We start from the raw sequence: 20,633 nt of genomic DNA on the forward strand, positions 1-20,633 counted from the left end.
TGAAACAATTTTTATGTGTGAATAGTAAAATAGTTGAATAGAGTTCTGCTGATTGTATTTTTATCTACGTCGAAAATTTTTTACACAAGAATACTGATAGCAGCTGCGTTCCCACGAGTCTCTGTCCATTTATAGACGATGACATGAAATTATGCTGATAATCCATTATAGAGAATTATTTTTTCACAAAAGGTTTGCCATATTTGTGATAAATTTAATAGGTTTCATTGGTTACAATGTTTCGATGACTTGCGATAAAATTAATTAGTATTTCAATACATATTGCGAGAGTGCTAAAAATTAGTGGAAGAGAGGACATAATCATGATTCTCCAAGCTTCTTAATAACTATGGTATTTTCTTTATAATTTGAGCGTTTATAAGTAATAATATTAAATTGCGCTAATAATCCATTATAGAGAAGAATCTTTCCTACTAATGGCTCTCCGATGTTTGTGATCATTTTAATAACTTCCATTGCTTGTAGGGTCCCAATAACGCCAGGTAAAACACCGATGATTCCAGTTTCAGCGCATGTTGGGATAGTCCCGTGAGCTGGAGGGGTGGGAAATAAATCGCGATAGTGAGGATTATTGTCTTTATACGGCATAAGGACCGTTAATGAGCCATTAAAACGTTCTACAGCACCGCTTATTAGAGGTTTTTTGCATTGGGCAGCGTGATCAGCGAGAAGATAGCGTGTGGTAAAATTATCACTTCCATCAACAATGATGTGGTAAGCATTGAGCAGTTTATCCACATTACTTTTATCTAAGCGTAGGGTGTGTTTTTTAACTACAACATGGGGATTTATTGCTTTTATAGTGGTTTCAGCACTGTCTGTTTTGCTTTTGTTGATTGCATTTGTTTTATGAATAACTTGGCGTTGTAAATTGGAAAGTGAAACGATGTCGTTATCGACAATTCCAAGGGTTCCAACACCTGCGGCAGCCAAATAGGTTAAGACAGGAGCACCAAGACCACCCGCGCCTACAACAAGAACACGTGCTGTTTTTAGCTTTTGTTGCCCTGCACCACCAATCTCAGGCAAAATGATGTGGCGTGCATAGCGTTCGATTTCTTTGTTGTTTAATTTTATATCTGTTTCTTGTGTCATAAATTTTCTCTTGTCATAGTTCTTTTATTGTTTACTAAGTTTATGATGCATAGACCAGTCTGCTTTTAGGATAGAGAGGATTTATTTATGAAAATTGCCATTCAGATGGATCATATTTCAACAGTTCGGATTCAAGGAGATACGACATTTGCACTCGCTTTAGCAGCCCAAGAACGTGGACACTCTCTCTTCCATTATACACCAGATCGTTTATCTCTATACGATGGTTGTGTGATTGCACGACTAGAGCCATTGATTGTACATGATAAAGAGGGAAGCCACTATCGATTAGAAAAGCCTGTTCGTACGGAATTAACAGATATGGATGTGGTTCTTTTACGCCAAGATCCACCTTTTAATCTCAATTATATCACAACAACTCATTTGTTAGAGCGTATTCATCCTAAAACACTCGTTGTGAATGATCCTGCATGGGTACGCAACAGTCCAGAAAAAATTTTTGTTACTGAATTTTCTGATCTGATGCCAGAAACATTAATTACCAAAGATATTGAAGAAATAACAGCTTTTAGAGAGACATTTGGCGATATTATTGTTAAACCACTTTATGGGAATGGGGGCGCTGGTATTTTTTATTTAAGACAAGATGATCGCAATTTAGCATCATTGTTAGAAATGTTTGCAGAAATTTATCACGAACCTTTTATTGTTCAGCGCTATTTAGAGGCAGTACGAAAAGGAGATAAAAGGATTATTTTGCTTGATGGTACACCTGTTGGAGCTATTAATCGAATTCCGACAGAAACAGATGTGCGCTCTAATATGCATGCTGGAGGTCGCGCGGAAAATGTGGAGTTAACAAAACGTGATTATGAAATTTGTGAACGCATTGGTCCAGCCTTAAAGGAACGCGGTCTTCTTTTTGTGGGGATTGATGTGATCGGAGATTATATAACAGAAATTAATGTGACGTCTCCTACGGGAATTCGTGAAATTAAACGCTTCTGCGGTACGGATGTTGCTCATTTGTTTTGGGATGTTATTGAGTTCAAGCGTTCAAATGAATTTATTTGACAGAGGACAAAAACATGGTTTTAAAAAAATGATCCATGTTGTTTTTTATATTTGTTATGTTGCAAATGTGAACTAGAATGACCGTATAATATAAATTAAGAGGCTTTGTTTTCAATTTTTAGGGAGTTTATAGATGAACAAAGTATTATCAATTGGAGTGGGATTGATTTTTGCGCTACTGCTGTCAGCAAATGGAGGCAATGCGCGCGATCAAATACAGATTACTGGTTCATCTACAGTTTTACCTTATCAAAAGATTGTTGCTGAAACATTTGGAGAAATTTATCCCCATTTTAAGGTTCCTGTTATCGAATCGGGAGGAACAGGAGCTGGTATTAAGGAATTCTGCCGTGGTATTGGGGAGAACACTGTTGATATTGTTAATGCTTCGCGAGCAATGAAACCGAGTGAATTACAGTCTTGTTTTGATGCTGGTGTAAAAGATGTTGAGGAAATACGTATTGGGTATGATGGCATTGTTTTTGCAACTGATATTAAGGGACCTGATTGGAAATTACAGCCAGTAGATGTTTATAAAGCCCTTGCTGCTCGAATTATTATAGACGGAAAGTTGCAACCGAATAATGTTTTGAAATGGAGTGCAGTCAATAGTGCTCTTCCTGATTGGACGATAGCAGCGTATATTCCTGGGGAGAAGCATGGGACACGTGAAGTTTTTGAGGAAAAATTACTTACTAAGGGGTGTAAAGAGAGTGGGGCAGTTGAAGTGATGAAGTCTTTAGGAATGGATGATAAGGAGATACACACTGCTTGTATTGCGGTACGTAAGGATGGAAAAGCGGTTGATATTGATGGTGATTATTCTGAAACATTTGCGCGTCTAACTTCTAATAAAACAGGGGTTGGTATTTTTGGTTTGTCTTTTTATCAAAATAATGCTGATAAACTAAAGGTTGCCGATATTAACGGTTTTGCGCCAACAGTTGAGACGATTTCTAGTGGACAATATCCGGTTTCTCGTCCGCTTTTTTTCTATATTAAGAAAGCACATTTAGGTATTATTTCAGGTTTGCGAGAGTATGTTGATTTTTTTCTTTCTGATCAAATGATTGGTCCAGAGGGTCCTTTGGCTGAATATGGTTTGATTGTTTCTCCTGAAAAGGAACGTCAAGCACAGCGTTCTGATTTTTCTGCTGGTCGAGTAATGACATTGAAATAATTTGCAGGGAAAATTTGTTGGATTTCTGAGATAGGAAATTTGGGTGCTATTTTTTTATAAAAACTGAAAGATAAAATGCGCATTTCCTTCATTGTTTTGCTATTATTGATTTTTGGATTTTGTGGCTTTTGTATTTCTTATATGCGAGCACGCATTCTTGAATACAGACAACATAAAATGCATTCTCGTGCGTATTATTATGGCTGGTGGACATTTTTGATTACTGTTATTCCAGCTTTTATTTTTTTAATTGTTTGGGATGCTGGGAGTACAATTTATTTAGAATATAATGCCTCTCGAGAGCTGGGGGCGTATAGTGCGCATGTAACAGAGCCTGTAAATCACGATCTACTTTGGGAGACACTTCGAAGTCTCGTCAAAAAGATTCATCGCTTTGAGGGGAATCTTTCTACCGCTTCCTATAAGGAAGTGCAGGCACAATTACTCGCGAAGGGATTGATTTTATCCGATGAAGCATCGGATGATGTGTTCAAAATAGCACAGTCGTGGGTATTCTCTTCTGAAAAGCTTAAGTTTATAGGTTATGTTTTTCTTTTTGCTATTGCGTCCTTTGGTTTTATCTGTGGAATGATGCAAATTGCGCCTCATCAACGTGCCCGTAATAAGGTTGAATCTTTTATTATTATTGGATTGATTTGTGCATCTATTGTTGCAGTCTTGACAACAATAGCCATTGCGCTTTCTATGCTTTTTCAGACAGTAAGCTTTTTTCAGTCTGTATCCTTTTCAAATTTCTTTTTAGGAACAGTTTGGGATCCGCGTTTTTCCGCGAGCGGTTCCAGCGATGAAGTAGGACAATTTGGTCTAATACCGCTTCTTGCTGGTACGCTTTATATTGCATTTGTTGCCATGCTTTTTGCTGTACCTATAGGACTATTTTCAGCTCTTTATATGGCGGAGTATGCTTCTGCGCGATTGCGAGCAATTGTGAAGCCATTGTTAGAAGTTCTTGCTGGCATTCCAACGATTGTTTATGGCTTTTTTGCTTTGAAGGTTGTGGGACCATTTTTACGAGATCTCTCTGCTTCTCTCTCAGACGGGGTTAGTTTTATTATGGCACAAAGTGTTTTGACTGCTGGAGTTGTGATGGGAATTATGTTGATACCTTTTGTTTCCTCTTTATCGGATGATGTTATTACGGCTGTTCCACGCATTTTACGTGAAGGTTCTTATGGTTTAGGCGCAACGCAATCTGAAACAATTAAAAAAGTTGTTATACCAGCAGCGCTTCCAGGGATTATGGGGGCTATTTTGTTGACGGCATCGCGTGCAATTGGAGAAACAATGATTGTGGTTTTGGCGGCAGGTGTTGCAGCAAATTTAACACTCAATCCTTTCGAAGCAATGACTACGATGACTGTTAAGATTGTTAATCAATTGACCGGTGATTTTGAGTTTAATTCTCCACAAACTCTGGTGGCTTTTGCCTTAGGGATGACGCTCTTTGTTATGACACTTTTGATGAATATTCTAGCTCTTTATATTGTGCGTAAATATCGGGAACAATATGAATGAATGAAGATTTTTTTCCTCGTCGCAATATTAGTCTCAAGCGTCGGTATTGGGCTGAACGTCGTTTTCGTGCCTATGGTTTGATTGCCATTTTTATTGGTTTATTTTTTTTATTTACGCTTTTATGGTCTATCATTAGTCAGGGTTATACAGCTTTTTTTCAAAGTGAAATGACATTATCGATTTATTTGGATGAAAAGATCATTGATCCAAGTGGTCAACGTAAAACAAAACCACAAGTGCTCATGACGGCGAATTATCCACTTCTTGTACGCAATGCTTTAGCGAAGAAACTTAATATCAATCAAAATGATCGAGCCTCTCTTTTGGACGTTAACCGTATGTTTTCAAATGGTGTCCGTGTTCAACTGCGTGAAATGGTGACAAAAAATCCAAAACTGATTGGCACAATGCAAAAAGTTAAAGTTTTGGCATCTGCGGATATTGATTCTGCTTATAAGGGACAGATTGATCTGCGTGTAGCAGAAAAAAACCGTAAAGTTTCTAATCGACAAATAGAATGGATAAAGCGTTTAGCGCATGATGGTACGCTTTATAAAACATTTAATATTGGTTTTTTTACATTTGGCGCTTCAAGTCGTCCTGAGACTGCGGGATTAGGTGTTGCGATCATTGGTTCTCTTTATATGATAGGCATCGTTTTATTAGTTTCCCTTCCGATAGGCATAGCAACGGCTCTTTATTTAGAAGAATATGCACGCAAAAATAAATTTACAGATTTTATAGAGGTTAATATCAATAATCTTGCAGCTGTTCCTTCAATTGTGTTTGGTCTTTTAGGACTCTCTTTTTTTGTTAATTTTTTAGGATTACCACGTTCAGCCTCTTTTGTTGGTGGTCTTGTTTTAGCGCTCATGACTCTTCCCACGATCATTATTGCAACACGTTCTGCTCTGCGTGCTGTTCCTCTCTCTATTCGTTCTGCAGCTTTGGGGTTGGGAGCATCAAAAACACAAATGATTTTTCATCATGTTGTTCCTTTAGCTGCGCCTGGCATTTTAACAGGCACAATTATTGGAGTCGCTCAGGCTTTGGGTGAAACAGCTCCTTTGCTTTTGATTGGAATGGTTGCTTTTGTTGTTAATATTCCTACGACCCCCATGGATCCAGCAACGGCTTTGCCTGTTCAAATTTTTATGTGGGCGGGTGAAGCAGAGCGTGCTTTTGTTGAAAAGACATCAGGTGCTATTATTGTATTGATGATTTTTCTTGCGATCATGAATATTTCTGCGGTTTTTTTACGTCGACGATTTGAACGCCGCCAGTAATTTTAATAAAACAACAGCTTTGATAAGATTTTTGTAAGGTGAATTTTTGTAATGAAGATTAAAATGCGCGGTCAGGATGTGAAGGTTTCTTACGGAGATAAAGAAGCACTCCACGGTATTACACTTGATATTCCTGAACATCAAGTAACTGCTTTGATTGGTCCATCAGGATGCGGAAAGTCAACTTTTTTGCGTTGTTTTAACCGTATGAATGATACAATTGAAGGCGCTAAAACAACTGGTCTTATTACCTTAGATGGGGAGAATATTTATGACACACGGATTGATGTTGTAGAATTGCGCGCTCGTGTTGGAATGGTTTTTCAAAAGCCCAGCCCTTTTCCAAAATCTATATTTGAGAATGTTGCGTATGGTCCACGCATTCATGGTTTAGTTAAAACACGCTCTGAATTGCATGATGTCGTTGAAAAGAGTTTGAGGCAGGCAGGTTTGTTTGAAGAAGTAAAAGACCGCCTTCATGATCTTGGAACAAGTTTATCAGGGGGACAACAACAGCGTTTGTGTATTGCACGTGCTATTGCGGTTAGTCCTGAAGTTATTTTGATGGATGAGCCCTGTTCAGCTCTTGATCCCATTGCAACAGCACGGATTGAAGAGCTTATCGATGCGTTACGGCAAAATTATACAATTGTTATCGTAACGCATTCCATGCAACAGGCCGCACGTGTTTCTCAATATACGGCTATGTTTCATTTAGGGCATTTGGTAGAAGTTGGTGCGACTGAAATGATCTTTACCTCACCAAAAGAGCAACGGACACAAGATTATATTACGGGGCGTTTTGGATAGGTGAATTGAGGAGTGTAAGATATGTCTATGAAACATACTGTCCGTTCTTATGATGCAGAACTAAAATATTTAAGAGTAAGGATTACAGAAATGGGGAGCCATGCAGAAAGGATGATTGAACGTTCTGTCGCATCGGTTGTGAGTAGTGATCTTCAACTTGCAACGACAGTGATTGCCGATGATGTGTTTTTAGATGAAGCAGAACGTGACATTGATGAAAAAGCGGTTGCTATTATTTGCAAACGCCAACCGATGGCTGTCGATTTGCGTGAAATTATTGGAGCCATTCGTATTTCTTCTGATCTTGAACGGATTGGGGATATGGCAAAAAACATTGCTAAAAGGACTGTTGCACTTTCAGAAATACGTCAATCTGCTTCTGTTTATCATGGGCTTGAAACAATTACAGCTTTAGCACTCAATCAATTAAAAGAAGTCTTAAATGCTTATACGAGTCGCCTATTAGAGCGTGTTGACGCGGTGCGTGAGCGTGATGAGAAGATTGATGCTTTGTATACTTCTCTTTTTCGTGAACTTTTGACGTATATGATGGAAGATATGCGCAATATTACGGTTTGTACGCACTTACTGTTTTGTTTAAAGAATATTGAACGAATTGGTGATCATGTTACTAATATTGCTGAAATGCTGCATTATATCATAACGGGTTACCATATGTCCTCTGATCGTCCTCGTGATGACCTTACTTATAAAGTTGGGGTAGGTGAGAAGAAAATAGATTAAAATTTTTCTTATATGTATAAAATAAGTTTGTAGATATATGAGTATTTTCTTACAGTGCAGCTATAAGAAGAATAAGATAACCATTTTATGGCAAAGCACAAAGAAGCAACAAAGAGCTTTTTCAGAGAAGCATGGCAGATTGTTAACTCTTGGTTTGACATATTTGTATATTGGATGATATCATCACTCGTATTGTGGCAGGAGGGGAGTTTTCTAGGGGAATTTCCTTTCAGATCATTTTGTTAAAATTTTATATTAAAGGGGATATCTGTATTATTTTTTCGTATGTAGAAGAAGTGGATAGTGTTACTTTATTGTAATTGAAACGTGTGGGTTATTATAGCCTATATTGAACCATGAAGAATAACAATATCGATCTGTAAATTAAGAGTTTTTTATTTTTTATTTTGCATAGATACTTTTTGATTACCTCTTGTATTAAAATTTTACTGAGTGGTAACAATTAGCTATGTACTTTATTGAGAGATACATTTAAAGCTCATTTCAAGACTTGAATATCTCAGAGATTATAGGAATGTGTTGCATAAGATGAAAAAAAATCGTTGGAATGTTTTTGTTACCTGTTGTGTAGCGCCGTTAGTTGTTGTGGGATGTGCTTCAAGTCATTTAGATGCTGGAAAAATAAATAATAATAAGACAAAAGCGGTTACATATCCATTGACAGAGCGTCAATGTCTTATGCGAGCGATGTATTTTGAATCAAATCGCACAAGCCGTGAAGGAATGATTGCCGTTGGAACGGTTGTTATGAATCGTGTTAATTCAACCGCCTATCCTAAGACGATTTGTGGTGTTGTTGGTCAATATAGGCAATTTGCTCCTGGTGTTTTAACGCGTCCTATGACGGAGAAAGCATCTGTTGCTCGTGTAAGAGAGGCGGCTGATGCCGTTTTACGGGGTGAACGAGATAAGAAAGTTAAACACGCTAAGTTTTTTCATACCGCTGGTTTGTCTTTTCCGTATAAAAACATGCATTATGTTCAGGTTGCAGGGGGAAATGCTTTTTATGAAAAACGATCACGTGATGGAGAGCTTCAAGTTCCTACAAATAATCGCCCTTATGATGTTGCTTATGCTTTTGCTCAAGAACGTTCTGGTCATGCGCCAAGCTTTATAGATGAAGGCTTAGAGAGTAGGGGCGTAAAGGCAGAGAAAAGTACATCTCCTTCGACAGAAGTAGCACAGTCCAAGATGGCACATCCTGCGCCTTTTGCTATGGTACAGCTTGATAAAGTTCCTATCCCTGCCTATGCACCTCAACATCTAGCTAGGAAAGAGGAAAATAAAACGATTATGGTTTTACCTTCATCTGATCAGTTAAATGCAATTGTTGCAATGTTAGAAAAACGACACAGGAACTAGTAAGTTTTTCATGACCAAAGAAGGATGATATACCCATTGCGGTTTATGAATTAAGTGAATTTTAGCGATAATGATACGCATAAATATACGTAGAGAAAGCGAACTCAAAGGATCTGAAAAACAATTTATAATATGACGACATAAAGAACGCATTCTATTTAAAGAAGGGTATTGGTAATGTACTTTGATATTCATGAGACAATTTTGCCTGAAATGCTTAATCGTCTTGCAGAAATTACAGTGAAAGTGGGGTTGAATTTACAAGAGGGGCAGGATCTTGTTTTAACTGCTCCAGTTTCAGCGTTACCTTTTGTTCGGCGTATTGCATATCATGCTTATAAGGTTGGTGCTGGTGTCATTACACCAATTTTTAGTGATGATATGTTATCGCTTACACGGTTTGAAAATGCCCATACAGCTAGTTTTGATTGTGCCCCTTCTTGGCTTTATGAGGGAATGGCAAAGGCTTTTGAAAATGGGGCAGCGCGTTTAGCGATTGTTGGTGATAATCCTTTGCTCCTTTCCAATCAGGATTTTGATAAGGTTTCACGTTTAAATAAAGCCACTTCAATAGCTTACCAGCCGGCACTCAAGCAAATATCAAATTTTGCTATGAATTGGTCGATTGTTGCTTATCCAACAGCAGGATGGGCTGAGGCAATGTTTCCTTCTTTACCACTTAATGAGGCGATTAAAAAATTAGCCGATGCAATTTTTTCTGCTTCACGTGTTACAGGAGAAGATCCGGTGCAGGCGTGGACTGTTCATAATGCACATTTGAAGAAACGGTCATCTTGGCTTAATGAGCAGCGTTTTTCTGCCTTACACTTTACAGGGCCAGGGACTGATTTAACTGTTGGTTTGGCAGATGATCATGAATGGCATGGTGGTGCATCCGTTGCTCAAAATGGTGTTATTTGCAATCCGAATATTCCGACAGAAGAAGTTTTCACGACTCCTCATGCTCATAAGGTTGAAGGTTTCGTTCGCTCAACAAAGCCCCTTTCCTATCAAGGAACTCTGATTGATAATATTGAAGTACGTTTTGAAGCCGGGCGTATTGTTGAGGCTCGTGCATCAACAGGCCAAGAAGTTTTACAGCAGGTTTTGCAAAGTGATGAGGGTGCAAGCCGGTTGGGCGAAGTTGCCCTTGTGCCCCATTCTTCACCAATTTCTAAGAGTGGCCTCCTTTTTTATAATACCTTATTTGATGAAAATGCTGCATGTCATATTGCTTTAGGGCAGTGTTATTCCAAATGCTTTTTAGATGGGGCATCATTGACGTCAGAAGAGATTGCAGCACGTGGTGGGAATAAAAGTGTCATTCATATTGACTGGATGATTGGTTCTGGTGAAATTGACATAGATGGCATTACCCAAGATGGTGTAAGAGTTCCTGTATTTCGTAAGGGTGAATGGGCTTAATTTTGTTACCATAAAACGCGGTCATTTGAGGTGGGGTGGGATGTAAGCTTTATTGATACGTTAAGTATTTTAGAGTGTGTGGTATATATTCAAGGCAGGGTTTGTCCATAAAGCCTTTAGTTAAATGATTCACATGAGTAGGAATCCAAGTAAAATCGACTCATCAAGAATTTGTTTAGTAGATGTAGAGGAAGTCTTCGTTTTTTGAGGGGGGAAGAAGTCAATTTATCAGTGATACGATTGGAAAGTGTATAATTATTAAAGAAGAGTAATGCCTGAGCTTCCTGAAGTAGAGACAGTTCGTCGTGGACTTGAGTCCGTTGTAACTGATGCAAAGATAGTATCTGTCAAACTTAATCGTAGAGATTTGCGCTTTCCTTTTCCTGAGGCTTTTTCTGAGCGCCTTATTGGCAGAACAATTATAGAACTTGGTCGGCGTGCGAAATATTTATTATTTCATCTTTCTCAGGATGAAACGATTTTAAGCCATTTAGGAATGTCTGGTTCATGGCGTATAGAGAATGATTTTTTAAGAAAAGCTTGTTCAGCGTCAAGTAAATTAGTTAAACATGATCATTTTGTCATGGATATTCAGACAAAGAATGGTGACGTTTATCGTCTTATTTATAATGATGTGCGTCGCTTTGGGTTTATGCTTTTAGTCGATACGGATAAGCTTTATGAACATCCACTTTTAAATAAGCTAGGTCTTGAACCTATAAGTAATTCGTTTTCTGGTCGTTATTTACAAAAGGCTTTTGTTAATAAAAAAATGTCTCTCAAGGGTGTTTTACTTGATCAGTCTATTGTTGCAGGTCTTGGGAATATTTATGTTTGTGAAGCACTTTGGCGGAGTCGTTTGTCTCCACAACGTGGTGCATTTACATTAGCATCAAAAACGGCACGTGCACGTGAATTTGCAGATTCTTTAGCACAAAATATACGCAATGTGATTTCTGAAGCCATTTTGTCTGGTGGCTCTTCTTTACGTGATTATATGCATATAGATGGTTCGCTTGGTTATTTTCAGCATGCTTTTTCAGTTTATGGACGAGAAGGCAAGCAATGTTTGGAATGTGGAGCGCCTATTATGCGCATTTTACAGGCTGGACGTTCAAGTTTTTACTGCTCACAATGTCAAAAATGAATAAGGTGTCTTGCAAAATCTTACAAGAGGCTTAAAGTCATCGCATCTATAATATAATTACACAAGGCTTGAAAGGTTTTTTTATGCTGAATAAAGTACTAACACATCTTGATGGAAATATAGAGAAGAGCCTTGAACGCCTTTTTTCTCTTTTACGTTTTCAATCGATTTCTACAGACTCGGCTTACAAGGATGCATGTCGTAAAGCAGCTGATTGGTTAGTGGAGGATTTAAAAAGCATCGGTTTTGAGGCTTCACGCCGTGATACGCCGGGGCATCCAATGGTTGTTGGGCATCATCCTGGACCTTCAGATGATTGTTTGCATGTGCTGTTTTACGGACATTATGATGTTCAACCTGTTGATCCATTGAGTTTATGGGAGGATGATCCATTTACACCTTCTTTAAAAGAGAGAGATGGAGAGAAAGTTATTTGTGCTCGTGGAGCTTCAGATGACAAAGGTCAGTTGATGACTTTTATTGAAGCATGTCGTGCATTTAAGAAAGAAACAGGGCAGCTTCCTATTAAAGTTACTGTTTTATTTGAGGGAGAAGAAGAATGTGCTTCTCCTTCCCTTATTCCTTTTTTAAAAGCAAATACAGATGAACTTAAGGCAGATTATGCATTGGTTTGTGACACGTCAATGTGGGATGCGGATACACCATCTATTGCTCTTTCTCTTCGGGGAATTATGGCAGAAGAGATTATTATCACAGCAGCGAATCGTGATTTGCATTCTGGTTATTTTGGAGGAGTAGCAGCTAATCCCATTCGTATTTTAACGAAAATCTTAGCAGGACTTCACGATGAAAATAATAGGGCAACACTTCCTGGTTTTTATGATGGCGTAGAAGAAACACCTCCACAGATTTTACAATCATGGAATGCACTTAATTGTACTGCTGAAAATTTTCTTGGTCCTATAGGACTTTCCGTTCCAGCTGGTGAAAAAGGGCGGAGCATTTTAGAGCTTGTATGGGCACGTCCTACCATGGAAATTAATGGTATTAGTGGCGGCTATGAAGGGGAAGGGATGAAAACAGTTATTGCTTCTCAAGCGAGTGCAAAAGTATCGTGTCGTTTGGTGCATAAGCAAAATCCAGAGAAAATACGCCAAGCGTTGCGTGATTATGTACGTAGCTCAATTCCTGCTGATTGTAAGGTTGAATTTAAGAATCACGGTTCTTCTCCGGCACTTCAGATTTCTGATGATTCATCTTTTATCAAGGAGGCGAAGGATGCCTTATCACAAGAGTGGGAAGTGCCCGCTGTCTTGACAGCCATGGGGGGCTCGATCCCAATTGTAGCAGATTTTCGGTCAATTCTTGGTATGGAAACTCTTTTGGTTGGTTTTGGATTGGCTGATGACCGTATTCATTCTCCTAATGAAAAGTATAATTTAAAATCGTTTCATAAGGGGCAGCGGTCTTGGGCGCGTATTCTTGCTGCTTTAGCAAGTAGGAGGGTAAATGGCTGAGATTCGCGTTCATCAAGGTGATTTACCAAACTTAGACAATTATAAAACTGATGCCATTGCGATTGATACCGAGACTTTAGGATTACAACCCTATCGTGATCGTTTATGCGTTGTTCAGCTTTCTTCTGGAGATGGTACTGCTGACGTTATTCAGATTGCTAAAGAACAAAAGAGTGCACCAAATTTGATAAAATTGCTTGAGGATAACGCAATAACCAAAATATTTCATTTTGGGCGTTTTGATCTTGCTATTTTAGCGCATACATTTGGTGTTATGCCAGAGGCTATTTTTTGTACAAAGATTGCTTCGAAACTCACGCGCACTTATACGGATCGTCATGGCTTGAAAGAAATTTGTAATGAATTGCTGAATGTGAATATTTCTAAACAGCAACAATCTTCGGATTGGGCGGCAGAAACGTTATCACAGGCACAAATTGAATATGCTGCGTCGGATGTGTTATATTTACATCGTTTAAAGGTTATATTTGAAGAACGTTTAAGACGTGAAGAGCGAGAAAATGTTGCCAAGGCATGCTTTCAATTTTTGCCTATGAGAGCTAGGCTTGATCTTTTAGGATGGGCGGAAGTTGATATTTTTGCGCATAGCTAACTTTAAAATTGGCTTTTAAATAGAGTTAATTATTGATGTGAGAGGACAAAATGCTTGTACATTATGGGCGTTTTATCCTCTCATCTTTTCTGATAAGAATTATAATAAATTCTTAAGTGCTATTTCATTTGAAGTTTAGGCAATAAAAATACTTTTGCGAATCCATATTTTTTATTTTTGTAACAGCTTTTATTTGAAACAAAGCAATTTTGAGGAGAGGCTGGAAACATACGGTAGGTTGGAAGACTTAAATCTCTGAAACCGGTATACAGCCTAATTGGGGGAGAATATGAATGTGTAAATGTAAAAACCAAATCTCATCTTTACCATCATTTTTAATTCTGCTTTACGACTTTCAAAAGTATTTAAAGCAATGTCTGTTAAATAATAGAGATTACGCATTGCCTCATGTTTTTAATGGATTTACGTTCTTCGTGTAAAACAGAACGCCCTAAACGGAATATATTTGTGTTGCTAATTCATGTGCTTTTTGTAAAGAAACCGACACCCAAGTTCATTTTACGGTGGCGCTCATAAAAGATATAACAATAAAGCTTCCAATACCAATATAAAATCTATTGAACACTACCATCTTTATGCTTATGGAGTAACAAGCCGCTACCATCCACACAACTGTACCAATTCCCAATGTTGTGTAAGTCCTTAGCACTTGAGACGGTTCATAAGAGGCATTTTTAGTCTTTTTTTAGTGTTTTTTATCCACACAGCTCTCTCAACTTGTAACGTGCAAACAAATGGTTTTGATTGATTCAACATGAAAAAGATTTGGAATGAGAGAATCTTATGGTATTTAGGATTCTCAGTCAATATGGATAACGCTATATTATCATTATAAATCAGTATATTATATGAAGTTCGTATAGTTTATTATTTTCAGACGATACTTCGTGCCTTTATTTATTACTCAATAAGTAATTTCTATGTTGGCAGAGCAGGGCAATTTTCTTTTATTTTAAAATTAAAATGCTCCAAAGCTTTATTTTTAAGGATTCTCACTTTTTATCTATAAACATGCTATTTTTTCTGGAAATTTGCAATGAAGGCACTAGATAAAATCCATTATGAATATTTGATGAGGTTAAATTTATGAACATAAAATATTTTATTACAGCTTTTGCTACTTTTGCTTCAATCTCTATGGCTCAAGGTGCAAGTTTTTTAGCGTCTCAAAACCTTATACAGAGAGCATCTTCGGCTGTTCCTCCAATAGGTTTTTTTACTGGTGAACAGCTTCGCAAGTTATTATCTGAAGTTTTTCAGATAGAACTTTCTTGCACAAATAACAGCGAAAGCATAACAGCAGCTAAGTTAGTACCTGTGTTACATTCTGGTAAAAAAAGAGATCATTATCCTAAAAGAAGACCAGGGAAAAAAGGACGGCCAAACCTATTTGCACGAGGTCCAATGAGTTTTTAAAAAGTGAAAAAACAACATCAAGAAGTATAATATATGCTTTGAAGTTGAAAAAGAGGGATATTTTTTCTGCCAAATTCATGATTTTTAAAGCAAGGGGTGGGTTGAAAACTTTCAGAAAGATTTCTCATTTTTTCAGCTTTAAGGAGATTTCTATATAAGTTTTAATGTTTATCATACCGGTTGTCTGTCTTTAGGTATTTTTTTCAATTTCGTCTTGTAAAGGAGTATGAAATGATAGCCTACAAATAAGGCTGAATCTCTGAAAAAGACTTTACTATAAGGTTGAGAGAAGAAAAAAATGGTAAATATGTCAAAAAGGAATAAATGCCTAAATAAAAACAAAGAGCAAGCGTGATGAAATTGCATGTAATCTTGTTGCAGTCCATAGGGTAGTGGAGATCTTGTTCATGTGCGCTACAAGCGTTCTTTACAATGATGAAAAAATAATCAAAGTGCTATTCACATTTGGTTATGCGAAGGATGAAGCTAAAAACATTGTTTGTATGAATTTAAATGGAACAGTTAGATTTAGCTGCCCTCAATATTGTAACGGTCTTCACTATTATAATATTGAGAGTATTAATAGGAAGCATTTTAGCTTTTAAATAGTTTTATTTATTCACACACTTGCTTGTTTGTGAGGTGCAGAGGGATGGTTTTGGTTTCTTTAATATAAAAAGGCTTAAGATAAGAGCATCGTCAATATTGCAGACGAATTAATATAAAAGATATTTTTTCATTATAAATCAATATATTATATTTTTATGTCAATAGCACACGCTTTACACGGAGGGTACTGTGACGCAGTTTTTTTATCAAAATGATAAAGGAGAGAAAACGTGAGGAAAAGAGACCATTTGTGCATGGGCATAGTTTTATTCTCATTTATTACAGATCAAGCAATTAAGGGTACTTTGATTGGCTTTTTGTTTTTTTTATAAGTGTATCATTTTTGCTACAGATATCTGAAGATGGTGCTCTATATGAAACGGTGTGTTCAAATAAATATTCAGCTATGGAGAGAAAATATGAATATGAAATGGTTAATAACAGCTTCTGCTTTCGCTTTTGTTTCAGCTTCAGCAGCACAAGCAGCAGATGTTATTGTTCCCCCAAGACCAACACCTGTTGCTCCCGTTATTGTTGCTCCAAATTTTTCTTGGACAGGTTTTTATGTTGGGGGCCAGATTGGTGGTTTTTCGGGTAAAACGAAAATGGATATTCTCAGTAATGGAAACAAGATTCCAGCGCCTGATGACCTTTTGCCTAAACTATCTGGTTTCATGGGGGGTCTTTATGCAGGTTCTAACGTTGATCTTGGTAATGGCCTTATTCTAGGTGTTGATACAGATATCATGTGGTCTAATAAAGATGACACGAAGACAGGAAAAACATATGTCATTGCCCCAGAACACATCAATTATATTAACAAGGTATTAAAAGACGCTGCAATTAATATTGGTAAAGATGCGCTTAAACCTGGTGCTAAACGAACCCACAGTTTCACTTTTAAAGAAAAGTGGGCTGGTGCAACGCGCGTGCGTATTGGTTTTGCAGCTGAACGCATTATGCCTTATGTTGCTGGTGGTATCGCTTATACACAGCTTCAAGATAGTGCGTTGATTTCAATAACAGATAAAGATTCAGACAAAGTAATCGCTTCTGGTACTCTGTCTGATGAAACAAAGACCCTTGTTGGTTACACCCTTGGTGCTGGTGTTGATTTAGCAATGACCAATAATATTATTGTACGTGCGGAATATCGTTACTCAGATTTTGGTAAAAAGAAATTCTCAAATGATAAATATGAGACATCTTACAAAACCAATGATTTCCGAGTTGGTGTTGCTTACAAATTTTAATAGATGGTAAGTTAAATAACGAAGAGGCTCTGTCTTTGACCGAGCCTCTGTTATTCTTTGTTGCTATATTATCACACAATACATAATTTATTGTGGATGTGAAAAGATATTATTCAGATTTTCTTAAAAAAATTCATAGACAACAAACAAAAATTACATTTAAAAATCAATAAGTTATTTATATATAATCTTTAGGTTTCTCGTACAAAATCAAGCTATGAAGCAATTTTGTCTGGGATGTGCCCTCCATTTTCTGTGACTGTATCATTTTTACTACAGCTTTTCTTTCTGTAATCTTGTAGCACTGTGCTCATAAATAAATTAGGAGCAAAGTTTATGAATATAAAATCTTTAGTAACAACTTCTGTTATCGCTATAGCAGCAGCTTCTGCAGCGCAAGCTGCTGATGTTATCATCCCTCGTGAAACAGCCCCAGCAGTCATCGCAGCAGCCCCTTCATTTTCTTGGACAGGCTTTTATATCGGTGGTCAAGTTGGTAACTTTTCAGGTAAAGTTGATGTAGTTGATTCAGAAACAAAAAAGAAAATTACAGATAAAGACTGGACACCTAAGCCTTCCGGTTTCATGGGTGGTATTTATGTAGGTTCCAACGTAGATCTTGGTAATGGCCTCATTCTAGGTGTTGAAACCGATGCAGTCTGGGCTGACCGCGAAGATTCAAAAGCGCATTCAGCAGTCATTGGGGACGCAGGCCTTCAAACTTTCAAAGATGAGCTTACAGAAGCTAAAGCTACACCTGCTACAGGAAAAACTATTGCTGGTATCGTGGCGACTGACAAACGTGTAGAGGGCACCTCTATAAAAGAAAAATGGTCTGGTGCAACACGCGTTCGTGTTGGTTTTGCAGCAGTTGATCGCATTATGCCTTATGTTGCTGGTGGTATTGCTTATACGCAGCTGCAAGTGGTTGATTCTCTTAAGGCAGCGACAGCTGAAGGTGCCGAAATCGCTTCTGCTAAAGTGTTTGATGAAACGAAAACGATGGTTGGTTTCACTGTAGGTGGTGGTATTGACTTTGCAATGACAGACAATGTTCTGTTGCGTGCAGAATATCGTTACTCAGACTATGGTAAAAAAGCATTTGTAAAGGGCGGGGATAAATTAGCTTACAAAACCAATGATTTCCGTGTAGGTGTTGCTTACAAATTCTAATTTCGTCAACAACGAAATAAACTTCCAAGAGGCTCTGTCTTTGACAGGGCCTCTATTATTTTCTGTTGTTATATTATCACATACCCTATATTTATTAGGGGAGTAAAAGATATTATTTAGATTTTCTTAAAAAGATTTTTATAAATGACAGATAACAATTATGCCATAAAATCAATAATTTACACATACTTGTAACTTACAATTTCTTATGAAACGTGAAGTTATGAAATGACTTTATCTTGCGTCAGCTTTCGTTTCCTATGATTGTATCATTTTACTACAGCGTTTTTTTGTAGTCGTATAATACTGTGCTCGTAAATAAATGAGGAGCAAAGTTTACGAATATAAAATCTTTAGTAACAACTTTTGTTATCGCTATGACTACAGCTTCTGCGGCACAAGCTGCTGATATTGTCATTCCTCGTAAAACAGCTCCAACAGTTATCACAGCTCTTTCGTTTTCTTAGACAGGTTTTTATCTTGGTAGTTAAGTTGGCAACTTTTCAAGTCAAAGTTGATGTATTTGATTTTGAGACAAAAGAAAAAACTTCAGATAAAGATGCACTACCTATGCCTTCCGGTTTCAACGGTGGTATTTATTTAGGTTCCAACGTAGATCTTGGAAATGTTCTCATTCTAGGTGTTGAAACCGATGCAGTCTGGGCAGACCGAGGAGAGACGAAGACGGTCTCAAAGATTCTTGTGATTGATGATTTTAATGATAAATTTAAAGATGCTGGTGTCACATTAGATGAAAAGTTTCAAAAGGGTGACACAGCAGTGTATTGCATTGGTTTCAAAGAAAATGGTCTGGTGCAACACGGGTTCGTGTTGGTTTTTCCATCGCTGACAGTATTATGCCTTATGTGGCTGATGGTATTGCTTATGCGCAAATACAGGGTGTTGGTAAAGTTTCAGGAACAAAAAAATTGGCAAATGGGTAAGCCAAGTAAAGAAGTTTCTGCTACAGTATTTGATAAAATAAAAACGATGGAGGGTTTCACCCTTGGTGGTGGTATAGATTTCGCGATGACAGATCATGTTCTGCTTCGTGCGGAGTACCGGTACTCAGACTTTGGTAAGAAGGAATATAAAAAGGATTACCTTAAACTAGGCTACACAACCAATGACTTTCGTGTAAGTATCGCTTACAAGTTCTAATTTCATCAAAAGCGCAATTATGAATAAAAAGTATTAATAAAAAGTTAAATTTTCAAGAGATCTTGACTTTTACAAAACCGCTGTTTTCTGGGGTTTATTTGTGTGATTGTGACATTTTTACTACAGCTTTTCTATTTATAATCTTGTAAGGTCGTTTTATAGTTAATTTAGGAGCAAAATTATGAATACAAAATCTTTAATAGCAACTTCTATTGCCGCTTTAATTTCAGTTTCTGCAGCACAAGCTGCTGATATTATCATCTCTCGTGAAACAGCCCCAGCAGTTATCGCAGCAGCCCCTTCGTTTTCTTGGACAGGTTTTTATCTTGGTGGTCAAGTTGGCAACTTTTCGAGTAAAACTAAAGTAACTATTCCAGGAGCAGACAAAGAACTTTTCAAAAAAGATAACACACCTAGTCCTTCTGGTTTCATGGGTGGCATTTATGCCGGATCTAACGTAGACCTCGGAAATGGTCTCGTTCTCGGTGTTGAAACCGATGCAGTTTGGGCAGACCGTGAAGAATCAAAAAAAGCCCGTGAATTGACTCTTACTGAAAAAGATGCAGCAAATTTTAATGATGCCCTTGAAAAAGCTAAGGTTGAATTAAAAGGTCAGCAACGGTTTGAAAACGGTGACAAGGTAACAGAAACGCACAGTTACAAAGAAAAATGGTCTGGTGCGACACGTGTCCGTATCGGTTTTGCTGCTGTTGACCGTATTATGCCTTATGTTGCTGGTGGTATTGCCTATGCGCAGGTGCAGGGCATTCAATCCGTTGCAGGAAAAGGAGAGAGAGCTAAAGTTGAGCAGAAAGCTGACGGGGATGGAAAAGTGCCAGAGGCAGGGGCTAAGCAAGCCATAGATTTGACTGGTGGCACTTGGGCTGATGACACGAAGACAATGCTTGGTTTCACTATTGGTGGTGGAGTTGACTTTGCAATGACAGACAACGTTCTTTTACGTGCTGAATACCGTTACTCCGATTTTGGTAAAAAGAAATTCGCCAACGATACACGTGAATTCAACTACAAAACCAATGACTTCCGTGTAGGTGTCGCTTACAAATTCTAATTTCGTAAAAATGAAATTATCAGCACAAAAAATACTAAGGCCTCGTTTAACGGGGCCTTTATTTTATTATCTCTCTATTTTATTCCTCTTAATCTCTTCATTTTTAATGGGATCATACTCCTCATGCAAAACAGAACGCCCTAAACGGAATATACTTGTTGTTGTGTATTCACAC

General features: G+C 37.7%; 17 protein-coding genes and 1 pseudogene. 16 read left to right on the forward strand and 2 right to left on the reverse strand.

Annotation, left to right across the window (positions count from 1 at the left end; genetic code table 11):
* Positions 1 to 321: 321 nt before the first annotated feature.
* Positions 322 to 1,116 carry a molybdopterin-synthase adenylyltransferase MoeB gene (locus ACFIMP_RS05380; RefSeq protein WP_375613322.1) on the reverse strand — a complete coding sequence of 265 codons (795 nt, stop codon included), beginning with the start codon at positions 1,114 to 1,116 and terminating at the stop codon, positions 322 to 324.
* A gap of 87 nt (positions 1,117 to 1,203) precedes the next feature.
* Here ACFIMP_RS05380 and gshB point away from each other — a divergent pair, with 87 nt between their 5' ends.
* The 11 genes from gshB to ACFIMP_RS05435 all read left to right on the forward strand — a co-directional run bounded on the left by gshB (position 1,204) and on the right by ACFIMP_RS05435 (position 13,753).
* The gene (gshB, locus tag ACFIMP_RS05385) at positions 1,204 to 2,151 is read left to right on the forward strand and encodes a glutathione synthase (RefSeq protein WP_375611796.1); all 948 of its coding nucleotides are present in this window, start codon (positions 1,204 to 1,206) and stop codon (positions 2,149 to 2,151) included.
* A gap of 133 nt (positions 2,152 to 2,284) precedes the next feature.
* Positions 2,285 to 3,331: a substrate-binding domain-containing protein gene (locus tag ACFIMP_RS05390; RefSeq protein ID WP_375613323.1), complete on the forward strand. Its 1,047-nt coding sequence runs from the start codon at positions 2,285 to 2,287 to the stop codon at positions 3,329 to 3,331.
* Between the two features lie 75 nt (positions 3,332 to 3,406).
* The gene (gene pstC / locus ACFIMP_RS05395; RefSeq protein WP_375611794.1) at positions 3,407 to 4,867 is read left to right on the forward strand and encodes a phosphate ABC transporter permease subunit PstC; all 1,461 of its coding nucleotides are present in this window, start codon (positions 3,407 to 3,409) and stop codon (positions 4,865 to 4,867) included.
* Positions 4,864 to 6,153, forward strand: a complete 1,290-nt coding sequence (gene pstA, locus ACFIMP_RS05400) for a phosphate ABC transporter permease PstA (protein ID WP_375611793.1) — start codon at positions 4,864 to 4,866, stop codon at positions 6,151 to 6,153. The genes pstC and pstA overlap by 4 nt, the downstream gene beginning before the upstream one ends.
* A 51-nt stretch (positions 6,154 to 6,204) precedes the next feature.
* Positions 6,205 to 6,963: a phosphate ABC transporter ATP-binding protein PstB gene (pstB, locus tag ACFIMP_RS05405; protein WP_375611792.1), complete on the forward strand. Its 759-nt coding sequence runs from the start codon at positions 6,205 to 6,207 to the stop codon at positions 6,961 to 6,963.
* Between the two features lie 21 nt (positions 6,964 to 6,984).
* The gene (phoU, locus tag ACFIMP_RS05410; RefSeq protein ID WP_375611791.1) at positions 6,985 to 7,707 is read left to right on the forward strand and encodes a phosphate signaling complex protein PhoU; all 723 of its coding nucleotides are present in this window, start codon (positions 6,985 to 6,987) and stop codon (positions 7,705 to 7,707) included.
* 549 nt (positions 7,708 to 8,256) lie between these two features.
* Positions 8,257 to 9,090 carry a cell wall hydrolase gene (locus ACFIMP_RS05415; protein WP_375613326.1) on the forward strand — a complete coding sequence of 278 codons (834 nt, stop codon included), beginning with the start codon at positions 8,257 to 8,259 and terminating at the stop codon, positions 9,088 to 9,090.
* Positions 9,091 to 9,267: 177 nt separating this feature from the next.
* Positions 9,268 to 10,515 (forward strand): aminopeptidase, encoded by a 1,248-nt coding sequence (locus tag ACFIMP_RS05420; RefSeq protein ID WP_375613327.1) that lies wholly within the window; start codon positions 9,268 to 9,270, stop codon positions 10,513 to 10,515.
* 271 nt (positions 10,516 to 10,786) lie between these two features.
* Entirely contained in the window at positions 10,787 to 11,662 is an 876-nt protein-coding gene (gene mutM, locus ACFIMP_RS05425) for a bifunctional DNA-formamidopyrimidine glycosylase/DNA-(apurinic or apyrimidinic site) lyase (RefSeq protein ID WP_375613328.1), read from the forward strand.
* A gap of 83 nt (positions 11,663 to 11,745) precedes the next feature.
* The gene (locus tag ACFIMP_RS05430; RefSeq protein ID WP_375686109.1) at positions 11,746 to 13,140 is read left to right on the forward strand and encodes a M20/M25/M40 family metallo-hydrolase; all 1,395 of its coding nucleotides are present in this window, start codon (positions 11,746 to 11,748) and stop codon (positions 13,138 to 13,140) included.
* On the forward strand, positions 13,133 to 13,753 hold the full coding sequence (locus ACFIMP_RS05435) for a ribonuclease D (protein ID WP_375632307.1): 621 nt from the start codon (positions 13,133 to 13,135) through the stop codon (positions 13,751 to 13,753). Before ACFIMP_RS05430 ends, ACFIMP_RS05435 begins: the two co-directional genes overlap by 8 nt.
* Positions 13,754 to 14,003: 250 nt before the next feature.
* Here the strand turns inward: ACFIMP_RS05435 and ACFIMP_RS05440 are convergent.
* Positions 14,004 to 14,446, reverse strand: a pseudogene (locus tag ACFIMP_RS05440) (integrase); the annotation flags it as partial.
* 414 nt (positions 14,447 to 14,860) lie between these two features.
* Here ACFIMP_RS05440 and ACFIMP_RS05445 point away from each other — a divergent pair.
* The 5 genes from ACFIMP_RS05445 (at position 14,861) to ACFIMP_RS05465 (ending at position 20,458) form a co-directional block, all read left to right on the forward strand.
* Positions 14,861 to 15,190, forward strand: a complete 330-nt coding sequence (locus ACFIMP_RS05445) for a hypothetical protein (protein WP_375611785.1) — start codon at positions 14,861 to 14,863, stop codon at positions 15,188 to 15,190.
* A 1,028-nt stretch (positions 15,191 to 16,218) separates the two neighbouring features.
* Positions 16,219 to 17,052, forward strand: coding sequence for an outer membrane protein (locus ACFIMP_RS05450; protein ID WP_375686110.1), 834 nt, complete (start codon positions 16,219 to 16,221; stop codon positions 17,050 to 17,052).
* A gap of 336 nt (positions 17,053 to 17,388) precedes the next feature.
* Entirely contained in the window at positions 17,389 to 18,225 is an 837-nt protein-coding gene (locus ACFIMP_RS05455; protein WP_375639432.1) for a porin, read from the forward strand.
* Between the two features lie 480 nt (positions 18,226 to 18,705).
* A complete protein-coding gene (locus ACFIMP_RS05460; RefSeq protein WP_375686111.1) occupies positions 18,706 to 19,386 on the forward strand; it encodes an outer membrane protein in 681 nt (226 codons plus the stop codon).
* A gap of 181 nt (positions 19,387 to 19,567) precedes the next feature.
* Complete coding sequence (locus ACFIMP_RS05465; RefSeq protein ID WP_375638376.1) at positions 19,568 to 20,458, forward strand: outer membrane protein; 891 nt, start codon at positions 19,568 to 19,570, stop codon at positions 20,456 to 20,458.
* The last annotated feature ends 175 nt before the right edge of the window (positions 20,459 to 20,633 follow it).

Origin of the sequence: Bartonella sp. AP65SXKL (assembly GCF_042195725.1) — a bacterium.
Classification (GTDB): Bacteria; Pseudomonadota; Alphaproteobacteria; order Rhizobiales; family Rhizobiaceae; genus Bartonella.